Origin of the sequence: Marinomonas posidonica IVIA-Po-181 (genome assembly GCF_000214215.1) — a bacterium.
Taxonomy (GTDB): Bacteria; Pseudomonadota; Gammaproteobacteria; order Pseudomonadales; family Marinomonadaceae; genus Marinomonas; species Marinomonas posidonica.
In genome coordinates this window covers 1,661,889-1,676,087 of the sequence record NC_015559.1, presented here as the reverse complement: position 1 = coordinate 1,676,087, position 14,199 = coordinate 1,661,889, and the positions used below count along the sequence as shown (strand labels likewise).

The following is a 14,199-nucleotide window of genomic DNA, read 5'->3' as shown; positions in this document are numbered from 1 at the left end:
AATAAATATCAGCTCTCATATACACGCTATCATCACCATTATGTTTCTTACAAATAGGAATTATATAAACGTTATTACTACCATTAGGCATACGTTTCGCTACTTGCCCTAAAATAACATGACCACCTACTATTTTTTTTATCATGATCATTACATGGAAATGCATTGCCAGATGCCCAATTATGAGATGTACATTCATCTTCGAGCCCAAATTGCCTTTCCCAAAGCTCAATCCAAGGCTTGCTACCGGGAAGCTTTGGGTCTGGTGTAGAGCCGATAACATTAGCAATATGTTCATTTTTATTAAAAAACACGACTCCCCCCCAAGTAGACTCTATATGATTGGTCATTAAAGTGCCTTCGGGATATTCTTTCTCAGGATCATACACGCCTAAAAATGCTCCATCCTCACTATGCATATTCATCCATTTATGAGTGTCTTCAATAGTATCAAGTTGTGGAGGGGGCGTATGAATACGAACAATTTTACAAACTGACTTTGCAGCAGCAATGATTTTTTCATTAGCACTTCGTATTGTATTAGTTAGTAATGAGGGTAACCCTGGTGTGTATTGTAGAGAATAGTTCCAATTTGGATTCTTTCCGCAAGGAGCCAAGTCATTTTTATATGTATGCTGATAGCATATTTGGTTTGATTTTGCTGGTTTTGTTAACAAACAAGTAGACTTATCCGCGGCAACGAAATCATTTCCATATACCTCGAGCACATCTTCCGAAGAATTATAGGTATAAGTAAATCTAATTGCAGCTTCAAGTCTAGGTACGGCAAAATACTTCAAAGTACCTACCGTTTGATAAGAACTTGTATAGGTATGAGTTCCTTCTTTAAGGTCAATAGAAAGATTAATGCTTTCAGATTCAATTACTACTAAATGATTATAAGCGGAATTATATGATGGGGTTAATGGAACAGTTACATTTATTGTTGGCACAATACACTCCTTTTATATTAAAAAATCCTATAGATCTAGATTTATCAATAATAAATTTTTTTTAAAACTAGTTTGCCTTTATATAAAAGACAAGGGGAATTAACTGATTCATTACCCCGCCCATAGGTGAGCTTTAATTGTTTCAGTTTAAAAAGACTAAAAAGCAACCATAGTCGAAGCCTTTGACGCGGGTGATTTTGTCGTTAGACCTTTTTTAGCAAAAAAATTTTCTAAACCTCTCTTATTTCACCTATTTCGATACTCTTTTTAGATAGTACGCACGAGTGATAGAATGACAGGCTGATACAGTTTAAGAACTAGGAACGCACATTGAAGATTTTACCGGATGAGATGTTAGACCAACTAAGCGAATTGCTCGAAGGCTTTGAGCAAAATGCTGTCGAAAGTATGGTCTATGTAAAACGCACGCAAGGGTGGACGCCGGAGACGCTTGCTGCACGATTCTCAAACATTGAACCGGGGCTTCTAAAGCGTTATTTTCAACCTCGATATTCGACAGTCCGACCTCTTCACTTTATCGCAGCCTTTAGCTGGATAACCATGTTACCAATGACATCTTTCTACCGCGGCGCGAACATTAGTGAAGAGTTTCGTGGAATGGATCCATCTGCAGTTGAAGCTCTTATAAACATTGGCAGAATGCCGCATGAGCAGTTTGATGTTGTCCTTAAATGCATCTATCTCTATCTTGACGATGACGGCAAAACAACGCTAGATGAACTCGTAAAATCCTTACCTCTCCTGACGCACAAGATTGACACAGAATATGCCGCCCCAAAAATCATTGATTTAAAGACATTCGGTGACAGTTACTACCGCGCTTTAGCTAAATATGGAAAAGAGTTTCGTGCGGAGCATGACTTAAGTAAATTGACTATGGCGAAGGTTTTAGGCCTATCACCCTACAGTTACAGCGTATTAGAAGATGAAGACAACCCTCAGCCTCTATCCATACTTGTTGGGGCTCGCATGAAGCTTGGCTTCCAGCTCTCGGATCACTTTTCATTTACCCATCACATGGTTGAATATAATGAGTTTCATAAGTTTAGAGGAGAGCAACATGTCCGTGACATGCTGCTCGTTGAATCTTTGCGAAGACTTCCAAATAAACAAAAGCCCTACGTCATAGAAATCATAAAAGGCGTCGCCACGGCTTATGCTAACTCGCTAGCTGTTTAAACTCCTCCGTTGTTCTAATTTGATTTTTCGCTAAAGCGATAAGAGCTTGAGCTAACTTTTCAGGCTGTTGTAGGTGCAAAAGATGATCCGCGTCTTTTAGAACAACAAAGTGAGCATTCGGCAATTGATCAGCAAAGCTTTTCGTTATCTTAAGAGTTGCATAAGGATCATGCTCACCAACAATTACAACCGCTGGCATCGAGACCGCCGCTAAATTGGTAGGCTTGTGCGCTAACAGTCGTATACTATTTTCAATAAATGACGTGGCACGATAATCATCGTACTTTGCTACACTTCGAATCACCGAGCGCCTAATTACACCGTTTTTAGGAATGATATCTTTATCAACTGTCAGCACATTCACAAATGTATTAGCGAATGTCTTTCGGTCTCTTCTAGCGGCCGCAATCACGTCGATCGTTGCCATTCTAGCTGACTCAGGAATGCCAGGCACACCGCACGCGACAGATAAAGATTTAACGCCATTCCAAATATCACATAGCTCAACCCCTATTGCCGTACCATAAGAAACAGCAAAAATGTGTGCCTCTTCAACACCAAGGTACTGAATAAGACCTAACACCATTTCCGACTGCTCTCGGATAGTAACCGTTCCGGGGAGCACCGCATTCTCACCCGTACCCGGCGCCTCAATAACAATTATGTTCAAAGTACGTGCAAAAAATTTAGAAAAGAACTCAACCGTGGCGATTTCTTGTAAGGCTCCTAAGAGAAATACTCCGTAGTTATCAGAGCCTTCACAGTCATAAGTTGCGTAGCGATATTCGACGTTATTCAATATCAGTGTTTTTTCCATAAAAAAACCCCTAGATTTTAATGTTTATCTCATGTAGTTTTGATTTGTAACGATGATTCTCAAAAACCAGTGTTTTTTGTACAGATAAAGCCTACAGATTTATGGGCTATGGAACATGGAGATAAGGAATATGATCGACAATTACAGCATCAAAAACGACGCTCCCCACGGTGACGTTCTTAAGTATTCTCAGCAAGCTACAGCAGTCACTGTTTTACTCTCGATAGACACATTAGACGCCACCACTCCTAAAATACGCGATAACGCATTTTGTCTTCTAATGAAGCAACTTAAAAACCATGAGCAAACCATTGAGAGAATGCCAATTGCCTGACAAGTGCTCTTTTGTAAAGTACCTCTTAGAAAACAGAGGTGGCTGGATGTATCTAGTTTGATTGAAAATGTGCTTTGTGATCGTTTTCTTATCCGTTTGAGCACCTGTAATCAAACTTTCGTTTTGCGTTTAAAGTTACTGCCTTTTGATCACTAAAAGTGATAATTTCGTATTTCACTTTTAGCCTACTAGGAAGGGCTTCTACAAAGTAAAAGGACGAATTATGGAAAACTTGAACCTGCTAGAACTTCTCGAAGCGATCGAACACATCACACTAAATGACATCTCTCAACTTCCTGAAGATTGTCAGCACTTAATCGTTGAATATATCGAGCAGTTACAAGACCAGCTTAAGCCATTGCAACTAAAGCCTAAAATCCAACTACAATGAATTTGACAGTCTTAGCGATCCTTATCTCAAATAGAAAATAGAAACTGCCATTTTTAGCCAGATGAAAATTAAAAACTATTTTGTATCTGGCCCCAAACTATCAAATCAAAAAAGCCCACTTTCATGGGCTTTTTTGTGCTTATCGCTTAGGGGTCAACGAAGTTACGTTGGGCAATAGCTTTAATTAGGTGCATCCTTTTGACAAACTTGTTAACTGCTGCCTGCGCTATAAGTGACTTTTATCTTTTTCAAGAATCCCAAGCTAGTTTCAGCTTTATATTCTGAACCTGTCAATCTTCTCTCAATTCTAAGTTCTGTGTCCGAAGCCCATTTAATGCTAGGAGAGACATCTTTTGGGTGCCCATCGATAATGTATATATTGCCACTTTCATTTTCCAGTTCGTCGTCAGATTCAATTATTGAAATCTGAGTACTAAAACCTGTCGTAGCCCCACAATCTCTTTGGAACACAACAACTTTATGCTTTTCATTGGGCGATAGCACCTCAGAATAGATCTCGTTGCCGCACATGCCGCTGGTTCCATAAATGAATAGGCCTGCGATTGCTAGTGGAACGCCAACAACCACGGCTGCCAAGGAAATTGCGACTTTCTTCCAAATTTTCACAGGCAGTTAACGCCCACATAAAAGACGAGCGGTAGCGAGTCCAGCCAACATTTTGGTGGGCAGTTTTTAATGTGCTTGTTATACGTTGGTGAGTACAAAATCAATCTCCTTTGCTTTGAATTTTAAAGGACCAGCAAATTCAATCTCAAAATAATAATCGCCAAGCTTTGTGAATTTAAACTCTTCAATGTGACCATAGTCTTTTTCACCAGATGCGTCAGTAGCTGCTCTATCGGACTTTAGCTCATGATACCCTTCAAGTGATGAAACCCCTTTAAACTGTAGCTTTCCTTTTTTGTAGCAAGCCCACATTTCTGGAGTTGGTTTTGTGTAAACCTCATGGTTAGGCAGTAGTACAGCATCAATCTTGATAGATAGAGTACCATCAGCACGCTCCCAGCCGAGAACATACGATTCCCAAAGATCAATATTCTTTAGTTTGGATATTTTTTCTGCACTATGATTTAACATTTTTTATGTATAACTCCCACATAAAAAGTGGCAATTAAAGGGGTCTGCCCCCTTTAATTGCTTATATTTTGCCCAACAACCTTCAATCTCCTTGGGTACGCCCATTTTACCGATGCTCGCTAAATAAAAGGGTTCGTCTTCACAGCCGGTGAGCAACAGCAAGCTGGTTAGCAGCAATAATAAAAGCTTATTCATTGTCGTACACTTCCCAATATTCAACCTTATCAGTTCTCTTCATACGGCGAATCGGGAAACGGCGTCGCGGAGGATTCTCCCATGCCATCGAATAAAACAACTAAATCTGTTACTTGGCGAGGTGATTTTTGCACCCAATTATTTGGGTCGCTGTCTTTTTTAGGTGAGCAATCTGCATATAAGTCGACACATACTAAAGTATAAAGTAGCTTGATGTTTTGACCCTCAACTAACACTTGCATAGAGCCATCTTTACGATCAAAGTTCTGGTAATAGTCTTGCAATGTACGAATTTTCAGCTCTGCTAAGTCACTGTCGATGGCGGCGGAAATTCGGTAATAGTATTGAAACCCTCCTTCTGGGTATTTTTTTGCCCAATAACCTTCAATCTGATTGGGCACGCCCATTTTACCGATGCTGGCACTGGCGCCTGGGTATCCATTGACGGCACCGTAACCAAAGCCACCACCGCCGCCCAATACATCATATACACTGATGTTTCGCATACTATACGGGCCGTCTAGACTGCCCCCATTACCGATGCTGGCCACATAAAAGGGTTCGTCTTCACAGCCTGTGAGCAACAGCAAGCTGGTCAGGAGCAATAATAAAAGCTTATTCATTGTCGTACACTTCCCTGTTCGGTGTGTTTAATGGGGTGTTCGGTTGGTCATGTTTAAACTCAGCTTGGTTGGCGATGCCATTGACACGGTCTTCTATAAAGTCGCTGCAACCGGGGTGAATGACCTTGTCGTGGGAACGATGCACGCAGTGCTCTGGAAGCTCAGCCTGCCAATCACTAGCGCTAATGTCTCCTAAGGGCAAATCTGCAAGAGCAGGCCATAAGGCCGTTTGAGTTGGGCTATCTTTATAGTCTTTTGGCAGGTTATAGTCGTCACCATCCCACTCAACTCCAAAGCGTTCCGCTTGTTGCTTCATGCGCTCTTGCGCCAAACCGGCTAAGCTGGCGTCGATGGGCTGTAAGCGATAAAAGTACAAAACACCGTCTTCAAAAGTGACTTTACCATGTTGGCCGTAGGTGTATTGGCATTCCTCGTTCCATTCATCTTGATGGCGTTGCTGCGCGTTATAAAAGGCTTGATCAAAATCCACCAAGCGGCCTTGATAAGCCAAGTCTTCTCTTTGCTGCTGATAGGAGACAACCTTGACCAGTTCATGATTGTAGGTGCTTTGGGTGGGAGCGCCATAGCGTTCCGGCAGTCCTTGTTTGGCGTATTGTTCAACAAAAGGGTAACCGCCGCCCACATCGGTGTGAGCACCGGGGAAGACTTCTTCGTAAAAGTTCGCGGGTAATTGCCCTTGGGTTTTAAGAGAGCTGAGTGGGAAGTTAATTCGATACTCATGATGAGCACAGATTTGTACCGCACGTCCCACGTCTTGTGGTCTTAACGTCAATTGAAACTGACCATTGTCTTCGTTGCCAGGCCAATAGAAGGAGCCCACCGTGTCAAACAGGCCAACAAATCGTACGCTGGCGTTACGTTTTTCGTCTGCGTAATAGCCATTATTATTCTCGTGATATTCGTCATGGTCCACGCCACCGAGCAGGTTTGGGTGCATGCGGCCCATGGCGTTTAAATGCGCTCTGTCGGCGGGGGCGTGATGTGCTTTGCTGTAGTCTGGCAAACCTTCTGTCATGAGAGCATTAATGAAGTGGCGTGCTAAGGCGGCCCCACGACTAAAGCCAAATACGTCGAAGGCAATGTGAGTAATGGTTTGATAGTCAGTTCCTAATAAACTGATGATTCTGTTTAGCTCTTTAATGAGGATCTGCCATTTTTTATTGGCACCGTTGTCATCATACAGGCCAGTGGCGGCAGAAGGATTGGTTTCATCTTCGCCCAAATCAATGAGGGTTGGCTGTTGCCAAGCGTCGTCTACAGTGCCCACGCCTGATACATAAATTTTTGCTGATTCGGCCGTTTTTTCTGGATAAGCTTCAAACAACCTTGCGATGTTGGTACGGGATTTGTCCCCATGATCTTCCTTATAGGCGTCGTTTTTGTTGTTCTGCCCTGTACCATCGAAAAACACCCCGATGCGCAGGATGCGTTCAGGTTGAATGTTGACCAGTGGCAAGCCTTTGCTCAAAAAGTGTTTCTTGAGGGGGCGTATGGGTCTGTGACGTGCTGAATTGAGCTCGTCTTTGCCTTGCCCGTATTGATAGTGGCTGTTGTTCGGGTTGTTATAGGTGCTAGGCGCTTCCGGTGGGTACTCGTAGTGAGGCCACTGCTTTTTCGGGGCCGAGGTGGTTGGGATGTTCAGTACATCGCCTGTTTTTAACAGACTGGGATTGTCTTGGTAAGCTGGATTATGGTCTAGCAGCGCTTTGGCGGAGACGCCATATTGTAGGGCTATCTCGGGCCAAGATTGTCGCTGCGAGGAGGACGAAGAGACCGTTACGGTATGGGTTGTCGTGAGTGGTTCATCGGCTTTCGTGTCATTAGGTGTTTCTCGTGCCAAGGTCGCGCTCTGCGTGACGGCTAAGATGGCTTCTATGTCAAGATGAACCCCGTGTTGCTCTAGCCAATCGTAAGATAATTGGTCGAGCTCTTCCTGAGTAAAGGGAGTGGATCGATATACCAAGTGCTGATCGGTGACGACTTGCCCATTTATTTTCCAATACACTAGGAGCGCTAAGTTGACATGATGGTACGGCGTATTGTCAGGAAGCGCAGGCAATGGACTAAAGCCCATGTCTCCCTGTTCTTCTGTCCACTGGTAAGCTTGAATAAGACGCGTGTCTTGAAAATGGTAAAGGTAGCCCGTTGCGGTGATGCCTAAGCGTTCACCGTATTGCACCACAGGCATGATGGGAACAAAGGCGTCTTTTACTGTTCCTGAACCCAGTGGCACCATGTTGACGTCTTTTAACGACAGACCAAGGCGTTTTTCCGCCACCGAGAAAGTGAGGTTGCGCGGTGCGTCAGAGTCTGTTTTTAGGCTGTATTTGCTGCCCATTTCAGTAGGGCTGGCGTTCCAGTTTTGCTGAGATTTTTTCCCTGCTTGATCAACAAGACTGACACTGAAACCGATAGGGTCCTGCGGCATTTGGTTTGAGAAAGCGATTTCTATGTTGTACTCATGGGTGAGCGATTTTGTTGTTGTGGTTTGCTTATCTGAGACAACAGGTTCTGGCGTGTAATTGGGCTCAATGGCAGGATGAAGGCTGCCAGTGGAAGTCGCCGATGTAGCAGAATGGCTCTGTCCAATCATGTTGATGCGTTGTGTTAGCGCAGCTAAGGTGGTGTCGGTGAAAGCAGACTGGGCCTTGGGGTTGATTTGCCAGCCAGAAGGATGTTCTTGTGTGTCTGTGCTGCGCAGGAGCAAGGGGGTAATGGGCGAATCTGTGGTCAGCACCCATTCCCCTGAGGCGACTTTTTCCAAAAAATCCGCCGCCTTGATTCCCTTAGGAAGAATGGTTTTGAGACTGTTTTGATCTACTTGCGATAAGTTGCCTTCAACGGAAGAAAACTCTATTTCCATTAAGCTGTCTAGCTTAACGAGACGGTATGCCATCGACATTTCCTTGTCATTTTACAATTTAAAAGCGGGGATTTTAGTTGGTGTGATTCCGTGATGCAAATAAATAACACCCTCGTACTTATGATGAGTGAAGGTGCACTCATTTCTGACTAGATTGGTAATTTTAAATAAATGGACTACCCAGAGTTTGCTAGACACTAATTGCTTCCAAAATACTTTTACTTACCATCAGCACTTCCCTTTTAAAGTAAGCTGCTGATGATATCGTGATCAATTGATACTAAATACTTTTTTATCCTCTTCCAATAACAATCCCTCAAACCACTTCACTAGCCACCACAACACACCTGTACCCTGCTTTACTGTCGCCCCGTGCGGTGACTTTGCCGATGGACCAGTTGCCTTTCATTTCCGCTGGGAAGGTGTGGTTTAGCAATTAAAATTAAAGGGGACTGACCCCTTTATTTGCTTTATTTGCTTTATTTGCTTTATTTGCTTTATTTGCTTTATTTGCTTTATTTTTTAGCTCATCGGATTTTGACCGCCACCGCGACCCAACCGCCTTCACTCATGTGCTGCAAACCCTCGTATGGCGAGCCTTCGCTCAGCGAAAACACAAAACCACCGAGCGACATCATTTGGCGCATGGGATTCCTCATTTTGTGGGGATTAGAAACGAAAAAGCCCATCAGGGATGGGCTTGGGGGTTGAGAGGTTCAGGGTTGTTTTTGTCTGATCCTTAACTATTATTTTCGTGTACAAAAACCATCATATGTTTTGCCACCATATGTCTGCTCATATGTGAACATATCTGAACTAGACATCTTAATAGAGAGAGTAATTGACTCGTCTTGAGGAGGTGGTTTAGACAATGCGTTATAAATTACTTTGTCCATCAACCTTACTTTTTCTTCTTGTTTTTCCGCTTTAATCTTTTCCCATAACGGTGAATTCTTAAATTCTTTATGCATTATTTTTCCTTGTGTCAAAAAAAGATAAGATAGTTTGTTATCAGCGAGCACCCAAGAACCCGTTAAATAACGGGTATATGAGAAAAGTGTATGCTCAGGATCGTCCATGATTGGATAATAAGTATCTGAAAGATCGGTAAAAAAACCATCGCTCTTAATATTTATACTGTCAAAAGTCCTAAGATCAAGATTTGAATATGTGGTCAAACACCCCCATTCCCCAACTAACTGCTCGCTCGTCATATTCTTAGTCTTTTCTACCTTAGCATTCGTTTTTTGATTCGTTGTCGAACACCCTGAGATCATAGCAGCACCAATTACAGCCAATAAAAAAGCGTTTCTCATACTTAACTCCGTGATAATAAATCCGAAAAATCTTAATAAAACATTAACAATAAAAATCTAGCTTAATTAAGCTGTTAGCCTCAACTTATCTTTTTACCTCAATAAAAACAACAACTAAAGCCCACATCGGGGCTTTAGTTGCTTATCACTTAGAAGTCTACAAAGTTACGTTGGGCGTAGTCTTTGACGCGGGTGATGTTGTCGTTTACCCAGTCGGGTTGCCCTTGATAGAAAGAAAGCTGGGCGATTTGTTTTTACTTACTTCTTCAAGTAAAGGTCGGATGGCTTGTATCATGTCGGTGACTTCACTCGCAGGTAGGACGACTGGGTTGCTGGTGAGTTTCATGGACGACACTATGTTGTTGAGCAGTTGCTTTCCTTGGAGGGAATAGCTATCGGTTTCTGCGACCGCTGCTCTGTCAGTGGTCGCGGGAAGGTGTTTTTGCTCGTGGCGCTGTTTGAAGTTTAGACGCTATTTTTTATCTGACCCCAAATTTATTGGGGGAAATAGCAGAGCAACCACCAAAACCCTTGGTATTATTGGGTTTGAGAGGTGGTTGTCCTGTTAAGCTTTATTAGGGAATTCCAAATTTTGTTTTATCTCCTCCAAAATATCATGATATATTTTTCGTCAGTCTATTATTTATAATTGGTATTTGTACTTTAGTAAGAAGTAGCATTTAAACTTCTAGTAGTTGGTTTTATATGTATGTACTTTGCGATACCACACTTGTTATCTAAATTTAAGACTATTTAGAAAAATCTAGAAATATAGATTTATAATTAAAATTACGTTGGAGAGTAAGTTGAACAAGGTTGTTTATGTTAATGCATTTTTTAAACCTGTAGGAAAAGACGTTACTGTTAAAGTTCCGACAGGCGAGAAAAAAAAGGGCTTCTTTGGCGGCGAAAAGGAAGTAGTAACCAGAGAAACCCAATGGAAACAAACTGGGTGGTCTGATAATGAAATAGATGGACAGCGACTTGCTAATGACATGAATTCAGCAATTGAACAACTTAACAAAGAAGGTTATGAGGTTGTTACCATAGAATCGATTATATCGGGAGCATATAGTTATAAATGGGACAATTATAGTAGAGCAGCGGTTAACAGTGGTGGTGCTAGTACTTGTTATAGCTATGGGTATGGGTACAGCTATACTGAAGGTGTAACTATTATAGCCAAAAAAATGACCTAATGAGTTTTGAAAATGCCCTTTTTATAAGCTAGTAAATCCGCTAAACCAAGGGGCTTTTGCCCCTTGTTCTTCCCTGTTCTACCCTTCCCCGAAGTGTCTTCCTGTGACGTTTTTGATGCGTTCGATGGTTTGGTCGACCCATGCGGGGCTGGTTTGGATTTTGGCGAGTTGTTGTTGGTAGTTACGGATGGTTTGGACCATGTCCATGATGTCGGTGGCGGAGACGACGGCGATGCTTTCGGAAATGCCTAGGAATTTGGCCACGTCATTAATGAGTTTGAGTTTTTCATAGTCTTTGATGGGGTTAGGTAGGCTTTGTTGGGAGGGTTCTGGCGGTTGTTCTGTTTGGGCTTGGTCGAAGGCGCGGATGACTTCTAAGTTGAACTTGGGGCTGATCCACATGGCATAAGCGTAAACCAGTTCTTTGCAGACATAGGTACCGCCATTTCTCCCCTGAGTTTTATTAACCGCTAAATTCCTCAGATCTGAGGAGTTTTCAATTTCAGCAATTAATTCTTGGGTGGTTTCTAATCGCAAAAAGTTTGCTGGCTGATGCTTCTTACTTGCGCCAGATACTTTATGAAGATCATTAAGGGAATACAGTCCGTCGAGTGTACGGATGTCTTTTGAAGCAATCATTAAGTGAGCCATCTATGGCCTCCTGTTGTCATCATTGACCACCATAACAAAGGTCTCAATCTCAATTAAGGTGGTGGATCTAAGTTCAGGTTGAGACTACCGCCAACAGGTAACGGCCAACACGAATGCTGCCCAAACAAAGACCCACCATAACAGGCGAATCTCGGCCACAAAAAAACACGCGGAGCGTGTTCTAGGCCGCTGTTGTAAAACGGGGTCTCAATCCCGACACTGGATTTTGCCAGTGCAGGGAAATAGTAGATCAGGAAGGCTGGGAGGTCAACTGACTAACAAAAGTTCACAATTCAGGTAAAGAAAATGTCAGCAAGGGGCTGACAAAGTGTGACAGGTCACATAGTATCGAATTAACAATTTAACCAATGACAATTTCGCGACAACCAAGGAAGGTGGAGCAATGTTAACCTCTCCTTCTCTTAGCTTGTCTGCATACTAACAGAGAAAATTTATGCAGTTTTTGAGCCCTATTATTGATCGTATTATTATTCATCAGATTTACAAAAAAGATAAAGACAAACAAACTAAGAAACTTCCATTTCAAAATACTGACTTTACAAATTTCGAAGCCTCAGCATTAGATAACTTTAGAAGTCGTTATGACGAAGCTATTGGTGGTAATAGTAAGGCAGTAGAGATGTTAATTGATACCAATGACCCAAACCATCTGATCAATATCGTTAAAAAATCAATCACTGATACCGATTCAGACTTCATTAATAGTTCATTTGAAATAACAAAAAAACTTGATAGAGCTCAAAAAAAAGCATCTGAATCTGGAGGAATAATAGTTATATTTACCGGTAAATGTAATTACCCTAGAAGAGATTTTTTAGGAATCATTAAAGCAGAAATACACAGCGGATATGAAAAAATAGAAGACCCATTAACAAAAGAAATATCACTGAAATTTTTACAGGAGGTGCTACTAACGCCCGGCACCAAACTTTATAAAAGTGCAGCATTTTTAAAAAAACCAAATTATAATGAAAAAGAAATGGATCCTAATAAAAATTGGGAGGTTTGGGTTTCCGATCAACAAGTTTCAGGTGCTAACGGAAAAGTTTCATCAGATTATTTTTTGAAAGACTTTTTAGGCTTTGTTTATCCAGATACTGCAGCTAGAAAAACAATGCAATTTTATAATCAGGGTATGAACTTTATAAAGTCTGCAAATATTGATAATGAAAAAAGAAATGACTACCTTAATGCCTTGACTACATATTTAAAAGTTGATCAATCAAACATAGTTAGCCCCGTAGATTTTTCAGAGAAATATCTAGAAAATAAAGATAAAAAAGAATTTCTTGATTTTTTAGATAAAAACGAAATCAAAAGAAGCAATTTTTTAAAAGACATATCAGAAATAAAAACCAAACTGAAATATAGAAAGCTGTCATTCAAAAATAGCATTAGCGTTATAGGCGAGCCAGAAGAATTTAAAAACAACGTTACATTTACAACAATCGAAGGGGATCCAGATAAAAACGGAAACATCCCGAAATGGACTAAAATCATTATAAAAGATGAACTAAAGAGTCAAGAATGAATGAAGAAGAATTTATAAAGCGTTGGAATGAAGAAATAGATCGATATAAGGCTTGGGGGGATTTTGTAAAAAATGAAATCCTTAAAACTCTTACTGACCAAGGTAAAAATATAAATAGTTTTTTGAAAGTTCCAGCATCATGTCGAATTAAAGAAGAGGCATCGCTAATAGATAAAGCATTTTACCGCGGCAACAAGAGTTATGATGACCCTTATAACCAAATAGAGGACAAAGTTGGCATACGATTCATAACCCTTCTTCTAGAAGATGTTAAAGAAATTTGCACCATTATTGAGGAGAGCCAATCTTGGACCATTGGCTCAAGTAGAGATTTTCATGAAGAAAGAAATAAATCTCCTCTAATTTTTGATTATCAGTCAATGCACTATGTTTTAAGACCAACGGGAGATTTTTTGATAAATGATATAGAAGTACAGGTAGATACACCTTGTGAAGTTCAGGTACGAACTCTACTTCAGCATGCCTATGCAGAATTAACTCACGATGCACTCTATAAGATAGAAAAAAAAGAAGACATAGATCCAAATATTCATAGAAAAGTAGCAAGGAGCATGGCTCTAATTGAAACAACTGATGAATATTTTGGTGCCGTAAACAATGAAATAAACATAAGTAAATTTGAAAAATATAATATAAAATCCTATTTGGATAATCTTTATTATGTATTGATTGAGGTCCCACCCATCTTTGAAAAGTCTTCCATTATAATTTGGAATTCTTATAACCATATAATAGATGAGAACTTAGCGATGAAAATTGAAACTTTTTTTCAAAAAGAAACAATGTATATTGAACTAATAAAAGATAAAGCCAATACAAAACCTATTTTTCGACAAAGCATCATATTTTTCTTAATCTGGTTATCAGCTAAATTCCCTGAAGAAATAGAAAATGAGTGGCCAATTTCATTCGATGTAATTAAAGATATTCAACGAGAAAGTGGTTTAAGTTATTTTAGAGATTAG

Annotated in this window: 16 protein-coding genes; 6 read left to right on the top strand and 10 right to left on the bottom strand. The window is 40.8% G+C overall.

Annotated features, from left to right (window positions below; genetic code table 11):
* Nucleotides 1–83: 83 nt before the first annotated feature.
* Nucleotides 84–953 (bottom strand): hypothetical protein, encoded by an 870-nt coding sequence (locus MAR181_RS07910; protein ID WP_013796071.1) that lies wholly within the window; start codon nt 951–953, stop codon nt 84–86.
* A gap of 330 nt (nt 954–1,283) precedes the next feature.
* Between MAR181_RS07910 and MAR181_RS07905 the strand changes: the two genes are divergently transcribed.
* On the top strand, nt 1,284–2,153 hold the full coding sequence (locus MAR181_RS07905; RefSeq protein ID WP_013796070.1) for a hypothetical protein: 870 nt from the start codon (nt 1,284–1,286) through the stop codon (nt 2,151–2,153).
* On the opposite strand, the gene MAR181_RS07900 is transcribed toward MAR181_RS07905, so the two are convergent.
* Nucleotides 2,134–2,970, bottom strand: a complete 837-nt coding sequence (locus MAR181_RS07900; protein ID WP_013796069.1) for an alpha/beta fold hydrolase — start codon at nt 2,968–2,970, stop codon at nt 2,134–2,136. The genes MAR181_RS07905 and MAR181_RS07900 overlap by 20 nt on opposite strands.
* A gap of 130 nt (nt 2,971–3,100) precedes the next feature.
* On the opposite strand from MAR181_RS07900, the gene MAR181_RS07895 reads away from it, so the two are divergent.
* A complete protein-coding gene (locus MAR181_RS07895; RefSeq protein WP_013796068.1) occupies nt 3,101–3,304 on the top strand; it encodes a hypothetical protein in 204 nt (67 codons plus the stop codon).
* Between the two features lie 223 nt (nt 3,305–3,527).
* Nucleotides 3,528–3,695: a hypothetical protein gene (locus MAR181_RS18465; RefSeq protein WP_013796067.1), complete on the top strand. Its 168-nt coding sequence runs from the start codon at nt 3,528–3,530 to the stop codon at nt 3,693–3,695.
* A 210-nt stretch (nt 3,696–3,905) separates the two neighbouring features.
* Here MAR181_RS18465 and MAR181_RS07890 read toward each other — a convergent pair whose 3' ends face one another.
* From MAR181_RS07890 to MAR181_RS18540, 7 genes are all read right to left on the bottom strand, one after another.
* Nucleotides 3,906–4,322 carry a DUF5412 family protein gene (locus MAR181_RS07890; RefSeq protein ID WP_013796066.1) on the bottom strand — a complete coding sequence of 139 codons (417 nt, stop codon included), beginning with the start codon at nt 4,320–4,322 and terminating at the stop codon, nt 3,906–3,908.
* A gap of 78 nt (nt 4,323–4,400) precedes the next feature.
* Nucleotides 4,401–4,793: a hypothetical protein gene (locus MAR181_RS07885; RefSeq protein WP_013796065.1), complete on the bottom strand. Its 393-nt coding sequence runs from the start codon at nt 4,791–4,793 to the stop codon at nt 4,401–4,403.
* Nucleotides 4,794–4,796: 3 nt separating this feature from the next.
* Nucleotides 4,797–4,988, bottom strand: coding sequence for a hypothetical protein (locus tag MAR181_RS07880; RefSeq protein WP_013796064.1), 192 nt, complete (start codon nt 4,986–4,988; stop codon nt 4,797–4,799).
* A gap of 29 nt (nt 4,989–5,017) precedes the next feature.
* Nucleotides 5,018–5,611 (bottom strand): hypothetical protein, encoded by a 594-nt coding sequence (locus MAR181_RS07875; RefSeq protein WP_013796063.1) that lies wholly within the window; start codon nt 5,609–5,611, stop codon nt 5,018–5,020.
* On the bottom strand, nt 5,604–8,528 hold the full coding sequence (locus MAR181_RS07870; protein WP_013796062.1) for a DUF2235 domain-containing protein: 2,925 nt from the start codon (nt 8,526–8,528) through the stop codon (nt 5,604–5,606). Before MAR181_RS07870 ends, MAR181_RS07875 begins: the two co-directional genes overlap by 8 nt.
* Before the next feature lie 713 nt (nt 8,529–9,241).
* Nucleotides 9,242–9,811 carry a hypothetical protein gene (locus tag MAR181_RS07865; protein ID WP_013796060.1) on the bottom strand — a complete coding sequence of 190 codons (570 nt, stop codon included), beginning with the start codon at nt 9,809–9,811 and terminating at the stop codon, nt 9,242–9,244.
* Nucleotides 9,812–10,016: 205 nt separating this feature from the next.
* Nucleotides 10,017–10,157 (bottom strand): hypothetical protein, encoded by a 141-nt coding sequence (locus tag MAR181_RS18540; RefSeq protein ID WP_216086358.1) that lies wholly within the window; start codon nt 10,155–10,157, stop codon nt 10,017–10,019.
* 460 nt (nt 10,158–10,617) lie between these two features.
* Here MAR181_RS18540 and MAR181_RS07860 point away from each other — a divergent pair, with 460 nt between their 5' ends.
* Nucleotides 10,618–11,010 (top strand): hypothetical protein, encoded by a 393-nt coding sequence (locus MAR181_RS07860; protein WP_013796059.1) that lies wholly within the window; start codon nt 10,618–10,620, stop codon nt 11,008–11,010.
* 78 nt (nt 11,011–11,088) lie between these two features.
* Here MAR181_RS07860 and MAR181_RS07855 read toward each other — a convergent pair whose 3' ends face one another.
* Entirely contained in the window at nt 11,089–11,661 is a 573-nt protein-coding gene (locus MAR181_RS07855; RefSeq protein WP_013796058.1) for a KilA-N domain-containing protein, read from the bottom strand.
* Nucleotides 11,662–12,115: 454 nt separating this feature from the next.
* Here MAR181_RS07855 and MAR181_RS07850 point away from each other — a divergent pair, with 454 nt between their 5' ends.
* Both MAR181_RS07850 and MAR181_RS07845 read left to right on the top strand, forming a co-directional pair.
* Nucleotides 12,116–13,213 (top strand): nucleoid-associated protein, encoded by a 1,098-nt coding sequence (locus tag MAR181_RS07850; RefSeq protein ID WP_013796057.1) that lies wholly within the window; start codon nt 12,116–12,118, stop codon nt 13,211–13,213.
* Nucleotides 13,210–14,199, top strand: coding sequence for a GTP pyrophosphokinase (locus MAR181_RS07845; RefSeq protein WP_013796056.1), 990 nt, complete (start codon nt 13,210–13,212; stop codon nt 14,197–14,199). Before MAR181_RS07850 ends, MAR181_RS07845 begins: the two co-directional genes overlap by 4 nt.